Consider the following 20,649-nt stretch of genomic DNA (forward strand, 5'->3'; position numbering starts at 1 on the left):
ACTCGACGCCGGCGAGTCCCGCCGGGCGGCCGGACACGGTGGCACCGAAGACGACGTCCTCGGAGCCCGTCGACCGACCGAGGAGGACACCCCATGCGGCCTGCACCATCGTGTTGAGCGTGACACCGAGCCGGGCACCGAGGGATTGCAGTGCCCCGGACAACGTGGCGTCGAGATCGAGCGACAGCTCGCCGACCTCTGCGGACACAGCACGGTTCTGATCGACGGTCGACAGCATCGTTGGCTCGTCCACCCCGGCCAGGGCGTCCATCCACTTCTGCCGCGACGCCTGCGCGTCCTGCTCAGCCACCCACGCCAGGAACGTGCGGTACGAACGAACCCGCGGAAGTGAGGAGGCGTCACCGCGAAGGGCGTACAGCGCCAGCAGATCCCGCATCAACAGCGGGGTCGACCAGCCGTCGAGAAGAAGGTGGTGGCTCGAGACGAGGAAGCGGTAATCCGCCTCCGCCATCTTGACCAACGTGAAGCGCATGAGCGGAGCGGACGCCAAGTCGAAGTGTTCGCTCTTGTCCGCAGCACGAATCGCGTCGAACTCGGCTTCGCGCTCGTCCACCGACCTGTGGCTCAGATCGACGTCCCGCCAGGGAACGTCGACATGGTCGACGACCAACTGCACCGAGGTGCCGTCCGCGTTCTGTACGAAAGCGGTGCGCAGGTTCTCGTACCGGTCGAGCAGCGCCTGTGCCGCGCCGCGCAGGCGATCGCGGTCGACCGTTCCCGTCAGCTTCAGCAGCACCCGCATGGTGTACACGTCCACACTGGTCCGCGCGATCATCGCGTGGAAGAGCAGCCCGGATTGCAGCGGCGCGAGCGACCAGATGTCCCGGGTGCCCGGGTAGGTGGACTCCCAGGCGTCGATGTCGCGCTGGGACACGTGCACCAGCGACACATCGGACGGGGTCAACCCGCCCGCGTTCTCCTGTGCGACGTACTCCGCCATGGCCGACAGTGCGTCGGACCACAACTCGGCGAGCTCGGCCACGTCGGCGCGCGAGAGGATCCCCGTGGGGAAGGTGAAGCTTGCAGACAGCCGTGGTCCGGCGGCGGTGTCGATCACCGCGGAGTTGATGTCCACCGTCGCGTTGGCCGGCATGTCGCGGTCGCCGGGAGCCCCGACGTCGGCGAGGACCGTCGACGGTAGCCACGCGCCACCGGTGAGTTCGCCCGAGATGCCCTCGGTCGATACCCGTCCCAGATAGTTGAAGCTGACCTGCGGGGCGTGTGCAGCGGCTTCGAGAACCTTTGCCGTTTCACCGTTCAGGTAGCGCAGCAGCCCGAAGCCCATCCCCTTGTCCGGAACGGCGCGCAACTGCTCCTTGACCGCCTTCACGGCCGAGGCCACGTCGAACACCTCGTCGACGTCGATCTCACCGAGATCGAGTCGGACGGGGTAGGCACTGGTGAACCAGCCGACCGTCCGGGACAGGTCGGCGCCGGGCACCATGTCTTCCTCGCGGCCATGGCCTTCGAGTTTGACCAATGCCTCGCCCAGTCGGACGCCTCGGCGGGAGCGCCACTTCGCCAACGCCAGCGCGAGCGCAGCCAGCAGGCCGTCGTTGACGCCGCCGTTGAATGCAGCGGGCACGCGAGTGAGAACAGCGTCGGTAACGCTCTCCGACAGCTCGACGTCCACCCTTTCGGTGGTGTCGAGGGTGTCGGTGTGCGGATCGAACGACCGCGAGCCCAGCAGGGGGTCGCTTCCGGCGAGCACCTCGGTCCACCAGGTGACCTCGGCTTCACGGGCGTCGTCGTGCGCTGCGTCGACCAGGCCGTGCGCCCACCGACGCATCGACGTGCCGACCGGAGCCAGAACGATCGGCTGATCGGCTGCGCCCTGCCCCCACGCGATCGCCAAGTCCGGCAACAGGATTCGCCACGATACACCGTCGACGACGAAGTGGTGCGCGACGATCAGCAGGATGCCGGGACGCGCCGAGCGTTCGGCGGCCTCACGTTCACCCGCGGAGTCGTCGAAGTCGAACCAGACGACATCGAGCATGCGCCCGGACTCCGGGTCGAGACGGCCCTTGGCGGAGTCGAGTTCGCGCTCGGCGCGAGCACGCAGTGCAGCATCGTCGATGTCCCGATCCAGCGGTACCCGAACGAGGATGTCGTCGATGTCGACGGTGCCTCGGTCGCGGACGTGGAAAGTCCACTCTCCGCCCTCGGCACGCTCGACCACGGAGCGAAGAACGTCGTGGTGATCGACGACGGCGCCGAGAATGCGCGTCACCGATCCGTGGTCGATTCCGGTCGGCAGCATCACAGCGACCGACTGCGCGAAACGACCGAAGCTGCCGGGGCCTTCGAGGATCGACTTCATGATCGGAGTCAGCGCGAGCGGTCCGGTCCCTCCGCCGTCCAGTTCCGCGACGACGGGCCGTTCTTCGGTGTCTCCGAGCACCGTGGCGACCTCCGCGAGGCCTGCGACGGACTTGTGCTCGAACACCTCTCGCGGGGTGAACGAGATTCCGCGGGCCCGGGCTCGCGATACCAGCTGGATCGAGACGATGCTGTCGCCGCCGAGCGCGAAGAAGGATTCGTCCACGCTGACGCGTTCGACGCCGAGAACGTCTGCGAACACCTCGGCGATGATCGACTCGATTTCGTTGGTCGCGCCGCGGAACTCTTGCTGCTCGAATACGGGCTCCGGCAACGCCGCACGGTCGAGTTTGCCGACCGGAGTGAGGGGAACCGAGTCGAGAACGATGATCGACGCGGGCACCATGTGGCTCGGCAACGAGCGAGCCACGAATGCGGACAGGTCGTCCGCGTCGACGGTTGCTCCGCGGGCAGGCAACACGTAGGCCACCAGACCCGTTGTGCCGTTCGGTAGCTCACGGCCCAACGTGGCTGCGAACGATACGCTCTCGTGTTGCACGAGAGCCGCGTCGATCTCGCCCAGCTCGACGCGGAACCCTCGCACCTTGATCTGGAAATCGGAACGCCCGACGAATTCGATGTTGACGGCCGAAGAATCTTCGGACACGGCATCCGAGCCGAACGCCCAGCGCACGATGTCGCCGGTGCGGTACATCCGCGAGCCGGGCGCACCGTACGGGTTCGAGACGAATCGTGACGCGGTCAGGTCGTGGCGCTCGTGGTACCCACGAGCGAGCGCGCCGCCCGCGAGATAGAGCTCACCTGCGGCTCCGACCGGTACCGGGTTGAGCCGTGCGTCGAGTACCAGTGCGGACATGCCGTGAATGGGCCGTCCGACGGTGATGGGCATGCCCGGACGAAGCTCGGCGAATGTGGAGATGATCGTCGTCTCGGTGGGGCCGTACCCGTTGAAGTACTTGCGGCCTGCAGCCCAGCGCGCAAGCAGGTCGGGTGTGGTGACGTCGCCGCCGACGGAGGCGACCTTCAGGCTGTCGATCCCCGTCGGATCCATGGTGCCGAGAACGGCAGGCGTGATGATGGTGTGGGTGACCTGCTCGGATTTCAGCAGCTCTGCGAGATCTTCGCCACCGATGATGGTCGACGGAACGATCACGAGGGTGGCGCCCTCGGAGAACGCCGCCATCCATTCGAGAACCGAGGGGTCGAAGCTCGGCGAACAGATGTGCAGGAAGCGTGAATTCGCATCGAGGTGGTACAGATCCGTTGCCGCGTCCAGCACCCCACCGAGGCCCGCATGTGTGACGACCACGCCCTTGGGCAGCCCGGTCGATCCGGAGGTGTAGATCATGTACGCGGCATGGCCGATGGCCAACGGCGAAATCCGCGCGGCATCGGTGACGGGCGCGTCGGTCTGCGCGTCGACCTCGGCGACGAACGCCGCGTCGTCGAGCGCGATCCACTCCGTGGCCTGCGGCAGCTCGTCCCGGTACTCGGTCGAGGTGATACCGAAGATCGCTCCGGAATCGCCGAGCATGTGCTCGACGCGACCGGGCGGATACGTCGGATCCACGGGCAGATGAGCTGCACCCGATTTCGCGACGGCCCAGACCGACAGCACCATCTCGTACGAACGGGGGAACGCGAGCGCGACGATGCGATCGGGGCCGGCGCCGCGCTCGATCAACGCACGTGCCATCCGGCTCGATGCCGCGTCGATCTCGCGGTACGTGATGGACCGACCAAGTGCCCGCACGGCGATGCCGTCCGGGTTGATCTCGACGCCGCAGGCGAAGATCTCGGGCAGCGTGCCACCGTGCGTGACCTCGTCACCGTGAACATGGGTCAACCAGTCGAACTCGTCGGCCTCGAGAATGGACAGGTCGCCGACGGGGCGACTCGGCTCGGCGACGACGCCGCGCAGAATACGGACGAACCGACGCGCGAACACCTCTACCGTCGCAGCGTCGAACAGTGCTCGCGCGTAGGTGAATTCGGCCGAGATACCGGTGTGCGCACCGGTATCGTCGGTGTGCTCCGAGAGCAGAAGCGACAGGTCGAATTTGGCCACGTCGATGTCGAAATCGACTGCGGACACCTTCAGTCCCGGCAGTTCGAAGCTGGTCTGCGGCAGGTTCTGGAACGAGAGCGCCACCTGGAACAGTGGATGCCGGGCAGTGGAACGCTCAGGGTTGAGGATCTCCACGAGTCGCTCGAACGGAACGTCGGCGTGCCCGAAGGCCTTCAGGTCGGTTTCGCGGTTGGCTTCGAGCAACTTCTCGAACCCGCGGCTGCCGTCGACGTCGGAACGCAGCACGAGCGTGTTTACGAACATGCCGATGACGTCGTCGAGTTCGGCTTCACCGCGACCCGCGATCGGGGTACCGATGGCGATGTCCGACGTTCCCGACAGCCGGGCAAGCAGGACCGCCAACGCGGAGTGCACGACCATGAACAGCGTCGTTCCGGTTCGTCTGGCAAGCGCGGCGAGATCGCGATGCAACTCGGGTTCGATGCGGAAACGAGTGGTGCCACCGTCGAACGACTGCACGGCGGGCCGCGGTCGGTCGAAGGGCAGCACGAGCTCTTCGGGCAGCCCGGTCAGTGCGTTCTTCCAGAAGTTTGCCTGCAGCGAGATCACCGAGTTCGGGTCGGCTTCGTCGCCGAGAACGCGGCGCTGCCACAGTGTGAAGTCGGCATACTGCACCGGCAACGGTGCCCAACCGGGTGCCTCGCCGACCGTTCTCGCGGCGTACGCGATCATCACGTCGCGAGTCAGTGGCCCCATGGACCACCCGTCCGCGCTGATGTGGTGCGCAACGAACACCAGCACGTAGTCCTGCTCGGACAGTGCGAACAGTTCGGCGTGCAACGGAACCTCGACGGTGACGTCGAAGCCGGTCGAAACAACCGACGCGATTCTCTCGACCAGTTCGTCCTCGCGAACCGGTATCGGAGTGAGCACCGGTACCGCAGCACTGGTGGGCAGAATCACCTGCGCGGCAACGCCGTCGGTCCCGGGGTAGACCGTGCGTAGCGACTCGTGACGTTCGAGCACATCGGAGATCGCGGCCTGCAGCGCAGAAGCATCCAGCACGCCGGACAAACGGATTGCGACGGGCAGGTTGTTGACGGCCGATTCGGTATCGAATCGGTTGAGGAACCACATGCGCTGCTGAGCCAGCGACAGAGGGATCCGCTCCGGACGGTCACCGGCCACCAGGGGCACGCGGCTGTCGCCGACATGGGACTCGGCTCGAGCGGCCAGGCCCTCGACGGTGGACGCCTCGAACAGCACGCGTACCGGCACCCGCGCACCGAGCGCGGCGCCGACGCGGGACACGACCTGGGTGGCGATCAGGGAGTTGCCACCGAGTTCGAAGAAGTCGTCGTCGAGGCCGACTCGCGCCGAACCGAGAACATCCGCGAACACGCCCGCGACGATCTCCTCGACAGGCGTACGCGGGGCGCGGAACACCCTCGCGGAAAAGACCGGATCGGGCAGCGCTCTGCGATCGAGCTTTCCGGACGCGCCCAGGGGAAGCGCATCGAGGACAACGAATGCGGACGGAACCATATAGGTCGGCAACAGCCGACCGACCGCGCTCTGCAGTGCCCCGGTGTCGACTGCTGCCCCCGCCGTCGGAACGACGTAGGCAACGAGTTGTTCGGACCGTACGAGCACCACCGACTGCGACACCGAATCATCTGCGACGAGCGCGGATTCGATCTCGCCGAGCTCGATCCGCAGGCCGCGAAGCTTGACCTGGAAGTCCGTGCGCCCGAGGTATTCGAGTTCGCCGGACGACGTCCACCGAACGAGGTCACCGGTGCGGTACATGCGGGTGCCGTCACCGAACGACGATGCGACGAACCGGTCGGCCGACAGATCGGGCCGTCCGAAGTAACCGCGAGCGATCTGCACGCCCGTCAGATACAGCTCTCCCGCAACCCCGACAGGAACGGGCCGCAGCCGTGCATCGAGCACCAGCACGCGGGAATTCCACACCGGCGAACCCATGGGTGCGGACGTACCCGATACATTCCAGCCGGGCACACCGGCAACAGGTCGTGCGGTGGCATGGACGGTGAACTCCGTCGGACCGTACAGGTTGTGCAGGGCTGCGCCGGGTAGAGCCGAGGCTGCCGAGGCGACCACCGATGCGGGCAGAGCCTCACCGGCGATGAGCACGTTCGAAAGCGACGGGCACCCACCGGGTCCGATGGCCGAGACGAATGCCGACAGCACCGACGGGACGAACGACGTCGCCGTGACGCCCTCGGACTCGATGACCGACACCAGATAGGCGGGATCCCGGTGTCCGTCCGGTTCCGCGACCACGAGGCGAGCGCCGGAGGCCAACGCACCGAACAGTTCCCACACGGACACGTCGAACGTGAACGGGGTTTTCTGCAGGACGACGTCGTCGACGCCGAGACCGTATTCGGCGACGATCCAGGACACCTGGTTGGCGACTGCCGCGTGGGATACGGCCACACCCTTCGGGCGCCCGGTCGATCCGGACGTGAAGATCACGTAGGCGACGGAAGACGGGTGCAGCGGGCGAAGGCGATCGGAGTCGGTCAGCGGTGCCGATGCGTGATCGCCCAAGGCCAGATCTTCGACGACGACCACGGGAACAGCGGCAGTGTCGATGCCGCGCGACGCGGCAAAGCCGTCGTGGCCGGTCGTCAACACGACCGCCGGCGCTGCGACGTCGACAATGTAGTCATTGCGCTCGGCGGGCTGGTCGGGGTCGATCGGCACGTAGCCTGCACCTGCCCGCAGCACCGCGTACAGCGCGATCATCATCTCGTGCGACCGCCTCATCGCGACGCCGACGAGCACTTCCGGGCCGGCCCCGACCGATACGAGGTACCGAGCGAGCCGGTTGACCCGTGCGTCGAACTCGGCGTAGGTGATGGACACCCCGCCGAACGCCACTGCGGGAGCTTCGGGCCGAGCCGCCACCTGCTCGTCGAAAGCGCTCAGAACCGTGGCCCGTGGGTCCAGCTCGTGCCGAGTGTTGTTCCACGACTTGAGGATCAGTCCGCGTTCGACGGCGTCGTTGAGGTCGATGTCGCCGACAGCGACAGCCGAGTCTGCGATGACCGCGTCGAGGACGTACAGGAATCTGTCGGCGAACAAGCGCACTGTCGCGGCGTCGAACAGGTCTTCGGCGTAGGTGAATTCGGCGGACAGACCGTCGGCGCGGCCGCTCGAGGTGAGCCGCTCGGTCAGCGTCAGCTGAAGGTCGAACTTCGCTACAGCGACGTCCAGATCGACACTGTCGATGCTGAGTGCGGGCAGATCGAGGTGCGTCGGTCCGAGATTCTCGAACGACAGCATCACCTGGAACAGCGGGTGGCGCGCCGTCGATCGTGCCGGGTTGAGCACCTCGACGAGCCGCTCGAACGGGATGTCCGAATGCGCGAACGCACCGAGAGCCGACTCACGGGCATGGGCGAGTTGGTCGTTGAACGACTCGTCGCCGTCGACATCGGTTCGAAGCACCAGGGTGTTGACGAACATGCCGACCACATCGTCGAGGGCCTGCTCACCGCGACCGGCCACCGGCGTGCCGATGACGATGTCCCCGGTTCCCGACAGCCGTGCCAGCAGAACATTCAACGCGGCATGGACGACCATGAACAGCGACGCATTGCGGTCGCGTCCGAGGTCGAGCAGCCCCTGGTGAATCCGCGGCTCGATTTCGAAGTCGACCGTCCCACCGGCGAAGGACTGCCGCGCCGGCCGCTGCCGGTCGGTCGGCAGATCCAGCTGGTCGGGGATGCCGACGAGCGTGCGCTTCCAGTATTCGACCTGCTGGGAGATCAGCGAGTTCGGGTCTTCCTCGGAGCCCAACGTGGTGCGTTGCCACAGGGTGTAGTCCGCGTACTGCACCGGAAGGGGCATCCAGCCCGGGGATTCCCACTGGGTGCGGGCCGCATACGCGACCATGATGTCGCGCGCGAGTGGGCCCATCGACCAACCGTCGGCCGAAATGTGGTGCACGACGATCGTGAGGACGTGCTCGGTCGGGGTGATCTCGAAGAGCTGCGCCCGGACGGGAACGTCGGCGGTGACGTCGAAGCCCGTCGACGCCATCTGCGCGACCGCATGTTGAAGCTCGCTCGCGGGGATTTCGACGGGCATCAGGTTGGGAACGATCTGCGCCGCGTCCTGCACGACCTGGTGGGGCCCCTCGGCCGAATCAGGGAAGACCGTACGGAGCGATTCGTGCCGGTCGATGACGTCCATGATCGCCACCTGCAACGCCGGCACGTCGAGAATGCCCGACAAGCGCAGCGCGATCGGCAGGTTGTAGATGGCCGACTCGGTGTCGAACCTGTTGAGGAACCACATGCGCTGCTGGGCCAACGACAAGGGAATGCGTTCCGGCCGAACGGTTCTGGTCAGCGCTATGCGGGCGCCGCGACCGGCTTCCTGCTCGACTCGAATGGCGAGCTGAGCGACTGTGGGCGATTCGAAGATGGCGCGTACGGGCACCTGCGCATCGAGCGCCGCGCCGAGGCGTGCGACGACCTGCGTCGCGATCAGCGAGTTGCCGCCGAGTTCGAAGAAGTCGTCGTCGAGCCCGACGACGGGTGCGCCCAAAACATCGCTGAAGACGGTGGCAACGGTCTCCTCGATGGGTGTGACCGGTGCGCGGAATTGCCGGAAGCTGATCCCGATTTCGGGCTCGGGCAGCGCGCGACGGTCGAGCTTGCCGATGGGCGTCAGCGGGATCTCGTCGAGCACGACGATTGCCGACGGCACCATGTAGCTCGGCAGCAAGCGCGCGACGTACTTGGTCAACTCGTCGCTGTCGATACTCGAGGATCCGTGCACGTACGACACGAGCGCCGTTTGGCCGGAGGCCATCTCGTGACCGAGTGTGGCCGCGAACGTGACTGCGGGGAACGTTTCGAGGGCTGCGTCGATTTCGCCCAGTTCGATGCGGAAACCGCGGACCTTGACCTGGAAATCGGAGCGACCGACGTATTCGATTGCGAAATCTTTGGTCCAGCGGACGATGTCGCCGGTGCGATAGATCCGGCTGCCTGCGGGGCCGTACGGGTTTGCCACGAAGCGTTCGGACGTGAGGCCTGAGCGTCGGTAGTAGCCGCGGGCAACGGCCTCGCCCGACAGATAGAGCTCACCTGCGACACCGGTGGGCACCGGCTGCAGACGAGTGTCGAGGATGACTGCGCTGACACCGGGTACCGGCCCGCCGACAGTGATCGGCTCGCCCACGAACAGTTCGCCACGGGTCGAGACGATGGTCGTCTCGGTCGGGCCGTATGCGTTGAAGAAACGCCTGCCCGGCGCCCAGCGGGAAACGAGGTCGGGTGCCGATGCCTCGCCGCCCACTGACAGCAGTTCCAGAGCGTCGAGACCGGACGGGTTCATCGATCCCAGCACTGCCGGAGTGATGATTGCGTGCGTGACGCCGTGGTCGGCGAAGAGCCGGTGCAATTCGGGCCCACCGATGATGGCCGGCGGAACCACGACCAGGGTGGCGCCGGCGGAGGCCGTGAGCGCCCACTCGAAGACCGACGGGTCGAAGCTCGGTGAAATGACGTGTGCGAAGCGGGTTTCGGGCCCGACGCGGTACAGGTCGCGCGACTGGTCGACCAGGCCGGACAAGCCGCGATGAGTGACGCTGACGCCCTTGGGCAGTCCGGTCGAACCGGAGGTGTAGATGACGTACGCCGGATGGTCGAGCCGCAGCGGCGCAGTTCGGTCGGCATCGGTGACGGGCTCGGCGGGAAAGCTCCGCACGGCCTCGTCGAAGGCCCGGTCGTCGATCGACCACCATTCGCACGTGGCCGGGAGATCGTTCACGCGCTGAGACGTGGTGACACCGACGACTGCTCCCGAGTCGGAAAGCATGTGGCGCACGCGGTCGACCGGGTAGTCGGGGTCGACGGGAACCCACGCGGCTCCGGCCTTCGCGACCGCCCAGATCGAGACGACCATCTCGACCGATCGTGGGAACGCAAGCGCCACCACGGTTTCCGGGCCGACGCCGCGGTCGATCAGGTAGCGAGCGTAACGATCGGTGATCTCGTCGAGCTCGCGGTAGCTGACCTCGACGTCGGGGGTTCGGATTGCTAAGCCGTCCGGGTTCGCGGACACACCTGCGGCGAGGAACTCGGGGAGCAACCGCTGCGACTCGACCGTGCCGCCGTGTACGGAGGTGAGTCGTTCGAGTTCGTCGCCGGCGAGAATGTCGATCTGTCCCACGGGAATCGAGGCGTCGGCAACGATGGCGGTAAGAATGCGCAGGAACCGGTCGGCGAAACTGTCGATCGTCGACGGATCGAACAAGTCGGTGGCGTAATCGAAGGTTGCTTCGATCCGGTCGGGGTGGCCGTCCTCGTCGTGATGCTCGGTGAGCCACAGCTGCAGGTCGAACTTGGCGATCGGAACGTCGAGTTCCTCCGCTGCGGCCTCCAAGCCGGCGAATTCCATTCGTCGTCGGCGGGCCTTCTCGAGGGAGAGCGCCACCTGGAACAGCGGGTGACGGGCCGTCGAACGCGCAGGGTTGAGCACTTCGACGAGCCGCTCGAACGGGATGTCGGCATGGGCGAACGCCGACAGGTTGGTGTTGCGCACCTGATCGAGCAACTCGTCGAACGACCGGTGCGGTTCGACGCGGGCGCGCAGCACCAGCGTGTTGACGAACATGCCGATGATGTCGTCGAGCTTCTCGTGTGCCCTACCCGCGATCGGTGCTCCGATGGCGATGTCCGTCGTACCGCTGAGCCGTGACAGCAGAACCGCGTAGGCGGCCTGCACGACCATGAACAACGACGCCTGGTGCGACCGAGCGACTGCGCTGAGGCCACGGTGAATTCGAGCGTCGATGACGAAATGGCTCTTGGCGCCGCCGTTGGTGGCGACAGCGGGCCGGGGACGGTCGGACGGCAGATCGAGCTGATCCGGTAGTTCGTCCAGGGCGCGCAACCAGAACTCGATCTGTTGCGCCGCAATGGAGCTCGAATCGCTTTCCGAGCCGAGTAGACGGCGTTGCCACAGCGCGTAGTCGGCGTACTGGATCTCGAGGGGTTCCCAGCCGGGTTCGCGGCCGTTCGAGCGCGCCTCGTAGGCGATCATGATGTCGCGCGCCAGCGGGCCGAACGATGCGCCGTCAGCGGCGATGTGGTGCAGCACCATCGCGAGCACGTAGTTGCCTTCGCCGAGCTTGAACAACTCGATCCGGAACGGTGCCGACGCGGCGACGTCGAAGCCGCCGCGCGCCATGTCCACCAGCCGGGACATCAGCGCGGCGTCGTCGACCTCGGTGACGCGGAGGCCGGTGAAGACGTCTTCGGGCAGCAGAATGACCTGCTGCGGCGAGTCGTCGACCTGCGGGTACACCGTACGCAATGTCTCGTGCCGGGAGACGACGTCTTCGAATGCGCGCGAGACTGCCGACTCGTCGATGGTTCCGGTGAGGCGCACCATGAACGGCAGGTTGTATGCGGCCGTGTCGGGATCGAAGCGGTTGAGGAACCACATGCGCTGCTGCGCGAGAGAGAGAGGCAGCAGGTCCGGTCGGGTGTCCGCGGTGAGCTCGGGCCCGGTGGAGCCCTGGTCCATTGCCGTTTCCGCACGCGCCGCGAGAGCGCCCACCGTGGGCGCCTCGAAGAGTTCGCGTACACCGAGGCGGATACCCAATGCGGTACCGACCCTGGTGACCAATTGTGTTGCGATGAGCGAGTTTCCACCGAGCTCGAAGAAATCTTCGTCGAGCCCGACGTGCGTTGCGCCCAATACGTCTTCGAAGACGCCTGCCACGACGTACTCGGCATGACTGTGCGGAGCACGGTATGTCTTGGCACTGGTGAACACCGGTTCGGGCAGTGCCTTGCGGTCGAGTTTGCCACTGGTGTTGAGCGGCAGGGCACCCAGAACCATGACCGATGCCGGCACCATGTACGACGGAAGCGAGCGACCCGCGAACTCGATTGCCTCGGACGCGTCGACTGCCGCTCCCGGACCGGGAACGACGTACGCGACAAGTTGCTCACCCGTCGCGGTGGGCACTACCAGCGCCACCGCCTGCGAAATCGCCTCGTGCGCCAGCAGAACCGTCTCGATCTCGCCGAGCTCGATGCGCTGGCCACGGAACTTGACCTGGAAATCGGTGCGGCCGATGTAGTCGATGTTTCCGTCGGCACGCCATTTGACGAGGTCGCCCGTGCGGTACATTCGAGCGCCCGTGTCCGAGTAGGGGTTCGCGACAAAGCGGTCGGAGCTGAGGTCAGGTCTACCGACGTAGCCACGAGCCAACTGAACGCCCGCGAGATAAAGCTCACCTGCCTCGCCGATCGGGCTGGGCCGGAGCCGACTGTCGAGCACGTACGCCTTGGTGTTCCACTCGGGCACACCGATCGGTACCGTTCGGGTGTCCGCAATTCCGCTCTCGTAGAACGTGACCGACACCGCGGCTTCGGTGGGACCGTACAGGTTGTGCAGCCCGGCGTCGGTGAGCTCACGGAAGGCGGCCGCGGTCTCGGCGGGCAGAGCCTCGCCGATGACGAACACGTGTCGTAGCGAACCGCACGTTCCGATCGGGGCGTTGGCGGCGAAAACCGTCAGCATCGACGGTACGAAGTCGGTGACTGTGACGCCGTGCTCCGCGATCTTGTCGGCGACGTAGATCGAGTCGCGGTGCCCGTCCGGGGTAGCGAGCACCATGGTCGCACCCACCTGCAGGGGCAGGAAGAAACCCCACAGCGACACGTCGAACGTCGTCGCCGTCTTCTGCAGATAGACGTCGTCCGCGACGAGGTCGTATTCGCTGCGCATCCACTGCAGCTGGTTGTCGATCGCTGCGTGGGTGACGGCGACGCCCTTGGGGCGGCCCGTCGATCCCGAGGTGTAGATGACGTAGGCGGTGTTGCTCAGACGCAGCGGCGACAACCGATCGGCGTCCGTGACCCTGGTTCCGTTCAGGGTTGCAGAATCGAGTGTGTCGACCTCGACGATATCGGTGCCGTCGGGGAGCTCGACGCGGTCACGTGCCACCGTGAGTACGCACAGCGGATCGGCGGACTCGAGTATGTAGGCGGTGCGGTCCGCCGGGTGATCGGGATCGATGGGCACCCACGCGCCGCCTGCTTCGACGATGGCATACATGGCGACGACCAGGTCGAGCGAGCGCCGGATCGACAGTCCCACCAGCGTTTCGGGACCGACGCCCTTGTCGATGAGCAAACGAGCCAGCCCGCTGACCCGCGCACCGAGCTCGCCGTAGGTGAGCGACTCGTTCTCGTACACCAAAGCTGTTGCCGCGGAATCGATGTCGACGCGGGCATGGAAATCTGCGAGGAGTGTTCGCTGCTCGACCTCGTGGTCGGTGGCATTCCATACCTCGAGGATCGAACGCTGCTCGTCGGCCGTGACGAGTTCGAGGTCCCACACGCGGGTCTCGGGCGTGGCAGTGACGAAGCGGTCGAGGAACTCGACGAATCGCGTGTGATTGCGCTCCGATTCGTCGGCGGAGTACAGGTTTGGGTTCGATTCGAAGTCGATGTGGGTTTTACTGCCTGCCACGCTCGTGTACAGGTTGAGCCCGAAGTCCTCGATCAGACCGGTCGAGAGGATGTTGATTCCGCCGACCATCGAGCCCAGGCGTACCTCACCGAAGAACAGCATGATATTTACCCAGGGCCCGAAGAACGACGCCTGTCCGCTCGCGCCACCGGCGTCGCGGCGAATGTCCTCGTGCCGGTAACGCTGATGCCGGAGCGCTCCCGACACCTCGGTGGTGACCTTTGTCAGGAGTTGTTCGATCGTGGTGTCGCCGGTGACGCCGATGCGCAGCGGCACTACGTTGGACACCATGCCGCCGGAACGGCGCAGTACCGCCGTGGTGCGCGCGGTGACAGGAAGACTCAGCACGACGTCTTCCTTGCCGGTCATCTGCGCCATGTAGGTGGCAAAAGCCGCGATGACGACCGTGGCCATGGTGCTCTCGGTCGCCGAGGTCAAGCCGTCGAGTTCGGAGAGGGTGCTCTCGCCGAGGGCTGTGGTGTCGATCTGGCTGATCGGCGCGGGTGCGGCGCTCCGACCGGCGAGACTCGTGGCCTCGTCGATGCCCGCGATCCGGTCCGCCCAGTACTGGCGGTCGGTCTCGAAGCGGGTGGAATCGCGGTAGGCGACATCGATGTCGTAAACCTTGCGCAGGTCGGAAGAGAGGTTCTTGGTCGGTTCGGTTCCGTCGACGGCAGCCGTGTACAGCTCTGCAGCCCGGTTCATGAACGTGACTGCGCCGAAACCGTCGAGGACGACGTGGTGGACACGGTTGAACCAGAAGTAGCGGTCGTCGTCGAGATGGAGGATCGTCGCGGAGATCAGGCGGTCGTGCAGGATGTCGATGGGCGCGCTGTAGTCGGCCCGCATCCACTCGTGCGCTGCGGCGTCCGGGTCTGCTTCGCTTCGCAGGTCGACGTAGCCGAGCGGATCTCCCAACGTGGAGTCGACGAACTGACGCGGTTCGGAATCCACCTCGACGATCCGGACGAACCCCGACTGCAGCTCGAGTGCCGCTGCGGACTGGGACCGCTGCAGAAGGTCACGATCCAGGTTGCCGCGCAACTCCACGTACTGGGCGATGTTGGCGGGCACCGAGGGATCGACGTGCTGAGCGAACCACATGCCCAGCTGTGCGGGAGAGAGCGGGAACGACGACTCGGGCACCTCGTGACCTGCGTCTTCGCGTCCTGCTGATTCGTCCCAACCTAGCGGGTCCAATCGATTCCTCTCTTTCCCACGATCACACGCCCTCGCCGACGGTCATTCACCGACGAGCACCGAACACTCGAATCTAATTGTTTTCCGTATCGCGAACCAATCGACGCCCCGGTACGGATCCAAGTTACCCACGGGTATATCTACGAACACTGCAGTATTCGTTACATCCGGTAACAGCCAGGGCGCTATGCACCGCTTCACCCACGCAGCACACGCGAACGCAGGATTTGTCGGTGGCCGTTGCCGGGCTCGCATCCGCGGAGGTCCGGCTCCCCCAACTCACCGTCCTGGATCAGCACCGGTCCAATCTACAGTGCGACGCGCGCGAGCGGCCGCACCTGCCTAAGCCGTCATGTCCAGCGAGGCGATGACCTTGGTGGGCCTGATCCTGACGACCAGCTCCCCCGGCACGCCGTTACGTTTGCCGAACTCCTCAGCGCGGCCTTCTCCCATGTACCGGGCGCCGATGGAAGTGGCCGTTGCCACGAGGTCTGTCGGATCTTCCGAGGTCTCGGCTATCCCCTGGACCTGCACGAACGCGTACGGAGGCTTTTCGAGGTCGACGCTGAGGACAAGGCGGGGATCGCGGGCGATGGCTTTGCCCTTCGCCGTTGCAGCACCGGTGTTGAAGACGATCATGTCGTCCTCGAGAACGAACCACACCGGCGCGACGAGCGGGCGTCCGTCGGACGCGACAAATCCCAGTTTCCCGGTCCGCGTGCCACTGGTCAGAAAGTCTCGGACGTTGGAATCTGCGAGGGATGCCATGAGCGTGAGGCTACCCGGCGGGGGATGCTTCCCGGGCGCGCTCGTAGGTCAGAGCTCCAGCCCGCACGGTGGCGACGACGGGAACCGCGCGGAGATCGTCGTTGCCCAGAATCAAGGGATGCTCGGCGAGCAGCACCAGGTCCGCCGCCGAACCCACCTCCACGCACCTGCGTCCACCGGACGCGGCAGCGAGCGCTACCTCGAGGGGCAGCGCCTCCTGCGACTGCCATGGCGCGCGTTCGTCGTCGGTACGCCATACCGAGTCGGCGACGGCGCTCAGCGGAGCAGGGGGACTGACCGGCGCGTCGGACCCGAACAGCAGCCGGGCGTTCGCCCGGTGCAGCGACAAGTACGGGTACGCGATGGACGCTCGCCCACTCCAGAGTTCGTCGGCCACCTCACGGTCGCTCATCGCATGCTGTGGCTGCACCGACGCGGTGACGCCTGCTGCCGCGAATCGGGCCACGTCGGTGGGAAGCAATTGTTGGGCATGCTCGATGCTTCCGCCGCCGCCGATTCGTTCGAACGCGTCCAATGCGAGCGTGTTGGCGCGGTCGCCGATTGCGTGGATCGCCGGGCGTATCCCCCCTGCGTGCGCTCTACGCATGACGTCGACGAGGCCCTCCGGCGTCTCGAGCAACAGTCCGGTGTTCGTTCCCCCCGGGTAAGGATCGTGGCAGCACGCCGTCCGGGTGTTGAGCGAGCCGTCGAACATGACCTTGAGCGGCCCGAGGGACACCCGGTCGGCCACCGTGTCGCCCGTGGCAGCGCCGAGGATCAGCTCGTGCTCGAGCCACTCCGGCCAGACGGCGAAACGAACGTCCACGGCCGGCGGCCGGTGTTCGGCGCGGCGACTCCACACCGCGCGATTGTCGGCGTACTCGAAGTCGACCACCGCCGTGATGCCGCGCCGGGCCAGTTCCGCCGTCGCTGTCAGCGTCTCGCGATCACTGTCGGCCGGATCGGCCAACTTGTCGAGGGCATTGAGACCCTCCATGCAGTCGTGGTCTCGGAGTACCCCGGTGGGGTGATCGATGCCCAACTCGGCGAGCAGAGCAGGGCTGAGCCACAGCGTGTGCAAATCCATACTGGTCACGGCAGCGCGGCGCCCCGGCAACGCATTCTGCAACACGTCCTTGTGCGGCACGTCCGGCCACAGTGCGTCCCGAAAACCTTGCGCTCGCAATATGCCGTGCCCGTGTCTTTCGTTCGATCGGGCCAGGATGTCGACGACGTCCACCGCGGAGTCGGCACCGGACACGTCGATGCGTGTCAGCGACGCGGCCCACTGCGTCAGGTGGAGGTGATTGTCGACGAACGACGGAAGGAGAGCTGCCCCACGGCCGTCGAGAACACCGCCGTCGATCGGTCGAGCCGCGGCCTCCGCCGACCCGATCTCGACGACGACGCCGTCCACTGTCTGTACGTCCACGGCGTTCTCGCCGGGAGCCAGGACCACGTTCTTGATCAGCACACCCGGACTCTAGAACACACCACGTGAGACGGTGGTCCGGTGATACACGAATCGGCAGACGACCGACCGACCACGGCCACCGACCGGCCCGACGCCCCCGCCGATGTCGGCTACCACGCCACCATCACCGTGCGCTGGTCGGACATGGATGCCTTCGCACACATCAACCACGCACGCATGGTCACGTTGCTGGAGGAAGCCCGAATCGAGTGGCTCCTCAGCGAAGGGGAGGCCAACGAATCCCTGATCAAGAGTGCGTTGATCGCCAGCGTGAACATCTCGTACAAGAAGCCGCTCAGGCACTCCGACAGCCCACTGGACGTCACGCTGTGGTTCGAGAAAGTACGTTCGGTGGACTTCACCATCGGCTACGAGGTACGCGCAGCAGGCTCGCCGGCCGATTCACCGCCGGCCGTGACGGCGACCACCCAGATGGCGATGGTCGACGTCGGCTCGGAGTCGTTGCGCCGCATCACCTCGGAGGAGAAGTCCTATCTCGCGAAGTGGTCCCGGTGAGCGCTCGATGCCGCGCGCTCACAACATAGATTGTCGTTCACACGTCGAGCTTCGGTGGTGAACGGCCGGGCATGTTGTGAACGCCGAAGCGAAGTTATCCACAGGGCACCGGGTTGTCCACAATCTGCGATTCGCCTCTTCTCTCGGCCGCGAGGGCGCTGCATCATCACCGAATGCACCTCGATTCCGACGGATTCGTCACCCGCGCTGCAGCGTTGACGGCCGGCTACTCCGACAACGAATTCACCCGCCTCGCGACGCGGGGCGATATCCGGCGCGTCACGACGGGTATTTATCTACCCCGGGACGTGTACGACGCTCAGTCAGCCACCCAGTTGCACCGCCTCCGGGCAGTGGCGACAGTACGTGGACGACGGGATCACAGCGTCAGCCACGTCTCTGCTGCGGTGATGCACGGGCTGACCATGTGGAACACGGATCTGACGGCGGTGCATCTCACGGCGGCGAGAGCAACCGGGGGTCGTAGATCCCGCGAACTTCATGTGCACACCGGACGTGCGGACGAGCTCGTGTCGACCATCGGAACGACGCCGGTGACATCGCTCGCCCGTACGGTCGTGGACACCGCCAGGTGGGTCGACCTGGACCATGCCGTGGTGATCGGCGATTCCGCTCTTCGCTCCGGGTCGGTCGGACCGGCAGACCTCGACGTCGTCCTCGAACACAGCGCACGGTTACACAACATCGCCGCTGCACGGCGGGCTGTGTCCAGGATGAACGCCCTCAGCGAAAGCGCCGGCGAATCGCTCAGTCGGTTGCGGATGGCAGACCATGGAATGCCGGCACCGGAGTTGCAATACACAATCCCCCACCTCGGATTTCGCGTTGACTTCTTCTGGCGCCAGTTGCGAACAGTCGGCGAGTTCGACGGGATGGGCAAGTACGGCGGCCGCCCCGAACAGCTCGCGGCAGAGAAGACGAGGGAGGACGCGATGCGAGACGACGGGTACGAGGTGTTCCGCTGGGTGTGGAAGGACCTCTGGAACTTTGCGGAGGTCGTGATGCGATTCGAGCGGGCGAGGGCCAGGGCCCTTCTTACACGCTGACCGTTCGGATACAACACGTATTTCAGTTGTGAACGATCGGTCTAGGTGTGAACCCTGGGTCAGATCAAGTCGAGCGACCTCTCTCGCATCTCGACCTTGCGCACCTTGCCGGTTACCGTCATGGGGAACTCGTCGGCGATGTGGACGTAGCGCGGGATCTTGTAGCGCGCGAGCTTGCCGGTGCAGAACTCGCGCACGCTGTCCGCGTCGAGTGGAGCTGCGCCCTCCTGCAGGCGAATCCACACCATCAGTTCTTCGCCGTACTTCTCGTCCGGGACCCCGATGACCTGGGCATCGAGGATGTCGGGATGGGTGTAGAGAAACTCTTCGATCTCCCTCGGGTACACGTTCTCGCCACCGCGGATCACCATGTCCTTGATTCGACCGGTGATGGAGACGTAACCGAGTTCGTCCATGACACCGATGTCGCCGGTGTGCATCCATCGATCGCTGTCGATGGCCTCGGCGGTCTTGTCCGGCTGTTCCCAGTACCCGAGCATCACGGAATATCCCCGCGTACACAGTTCTCCTGCCTCGCCGCGGGGCATGGTCGAGCCCTCGACCGGGTCGACGATCTTGACCTCGAGATGCGGCCCGACGGCGCCGACTGTGGAGACGCGCTGTTCGACGGTGTCGTCGCTGCGCGTCTGCAGAGACACCGGTGACGTCTCGGTCATGCCGTAACAGATGGACACCTCGCTCATACCCATCTTGTCGATGACCTGCTTCATCACTTCGGTGGGGCACGGCGAACCGGCCATGATTCCCGTCCGAAGTGTAGTCAGATCGAACGAATCGAACTGCGGCAGAGCCAGTTCGGCGATGAACATCGTGGGGACGCCGTAGAGGGACGTGCATTTCTCGGTCTCGACGGCCGTGAGCGTTGCCGCCGAATCGAACGCCGGACCCGGAACGATCATGGCCGCGCCGTGACTGGTACACGCGAGGTTGCCCATGACCATGCCGAAGCAGTGGTAAAACGGCACCGGGATACAGACGCGGTCGTCCGCGGTGTAGTGGCACAGCTCGCCGACGAAGTAGCCGTTGTTGAGAATATTGCGGTGACTGAGTGTGGCACCTTTGGGGAATCCGGTTGTTCCCGAAGTGTATTGGATGTTGATGGGATCGTCCGGGCGCAGTTGCCGCTGCACATCCGCAACCATGGTCGGGGTCTCCGCGAGCGCCCGATGGCCTCGATCCGTCATCAACTCCCACCCGAAACTCCCGATGAACACCACATCGCGGAGGTCGGGCACCTCGCTGCGTGCCTCCTCGATCATCGCTGCGTAATCGGCGCCCTTGTATTCCTGCGCCGAGAGCAACACCGAAACGCCGGCCTGTTTCAGCACGAAACCCAACTCGTGGGTGCGGTAGGCAGGATTGATGTTGACGAGAACGGCGCCGATCTTGGCGGTCGCGTACTGCGCCAGGACCCATTCGGGACAGTTGGGCGCCCACATTCCCACTCGGTGACCCGTGGCGACGCCCGCGACGAGCAGTCCGGCCGCAAGCAACTCCACATCGGCGAGGAATTCCGAGTACGTCCACCGCCGACCGGACTGGACGTCGACCAGAGCGTCTCGGCCTGCGTGCTCGGCAGCGTTCCGGTCGAGATTGTCCCCGATCGTGTCGTCGAGCAGCGGCGTGGACGAGCTACCGGACGCATAGCTGAGAGAATCCATACGCCCCAAGAT

General features: G+C 65.5%; 6 protein-coding genes. 2 read left to right on the top strand and 4 right to left on the bottom strand.

Going from position 1 to position 20,649, the window contains the following annotated elements:
• The 3 genes from WBQ44_RS01160 to WBQ44_RS01170 form a co-directional block, all read right to left on the bottom strand.
• Positions 1 to 15,130 (bottom strand): amino acid adenylation domain-containing protein (locus tag WBQ44_RS01160; protein WP_495564905.1); only part of this gene is annotated, 15,130 nt, incomplete at its 3' end.
• Positions 15,131 to 15,472: 342 nt separating this feature from the next.
• Positions 15,473 to 15,898, bottom strand: coding sequence for a PPOX class F420-dependent oxidoreductase (locus tag WBQ44_RS01165; RefSeq protein WP_495564906.1), 426 nt, complete (start codon positions 15,896 to 15,898; stop codon positions 15,473 to 15,475).
• Positions 15,899 to 15,908: 10 nt separating this feature from the next.
• Positions 15,909 to 17,372 carry an amidohydrolase gene (locus WBQ44_RS01170; protein WP_495564907.1) on the bottom strand — a complete coding sequence of 488 codons (1,464 nt, stop codon included), beginning with the start codon at positions 17,370 to 17,372 and terminating at the stop codon, positions 15,909 to 15,911.
• Between the two features lie 42 nt (positions 17,373 to 17,414).
• Between WBQ44_RS01170 and WBQ44_RS01175 the strand changes: the two genes are divergently transcribed.
• Positions 17,415 to 17,888 carry an acyl-CoA thioesterase gene (locus WBQ44_RS01175; protein WP_495564909.1) on the top strand — a complete coding sequence of 158 codons (474 nt, stop codon included), beginning with the start codon at positions 17,415 to 17,417 and terminating at the stop codon, positions 17,886 to 17,888.
• 173 nt (positions 17,889 to 18,061) lie between these two features.
• Positions 18,062 to 18,955, top strand: a complete 894-nt coding sequence (locus WBQ44_RS01180; RefSeq protein WP_495564908.1) for a hypothetical protein — start codon at positions 18,062 to 18,064, stop codon at positions 18,953 to 18,955.
• 59 nt (positions 18,956 to 19,014) lie between these two features.
• Here WBQ44_RS01180 and WBQ44_RS01185 read toward each other — a convergent pair whose 3' ends face one another.
• Entirely contained in the window at positions 19,015 to 20,637 is a 1,623-nt protein-coding gene (locus tag WBQ44_RS01185) for an AMP-binding protein (RefSeq protein ID WP_495564910.1), read from the bottom strand.
• Between the last annotated feature and the right edge of the window lie 12 nt (positions 20,638 to 20,649).

Origin of the sequence: Rhodococcus sp. (in: high G+C Gram-positive bacteria) (genome assembly GCF_049591685.1) — a bacterium.
Classification (GTDB): domain Bacteria; phylum Actinomycetota; class Actinomycetes; order Mycobacteriales; family Mycobacteriaceae; genus Rhodococcoides.

Bases quoted from the DNA above. Each gene is read 5' to 3' on its own strand.
- WBQ44_RS01165 (WP_495564906.1), bottom strand. From the start codon at position 15,898: ATGGCATCCCTCGCAGATTCCAACGTCCGAGACTTTCTGACCAGTGGC.
- WBQ44_RS01180 (WP_495564908.1), top strand. From the start codon at position 18,062: ATGCACCTCGATTCCGACGGATTCGTCACCCGCGCTGCAGCGTTGACG.
- WBQ44_RS01185 (WP_495564910.1), bottom strand. From the start codon at position 20,637: ATGGATTCTCTCAGCTATGCGTCCGGTAGCTCGTCCACGCCGCTGCTC.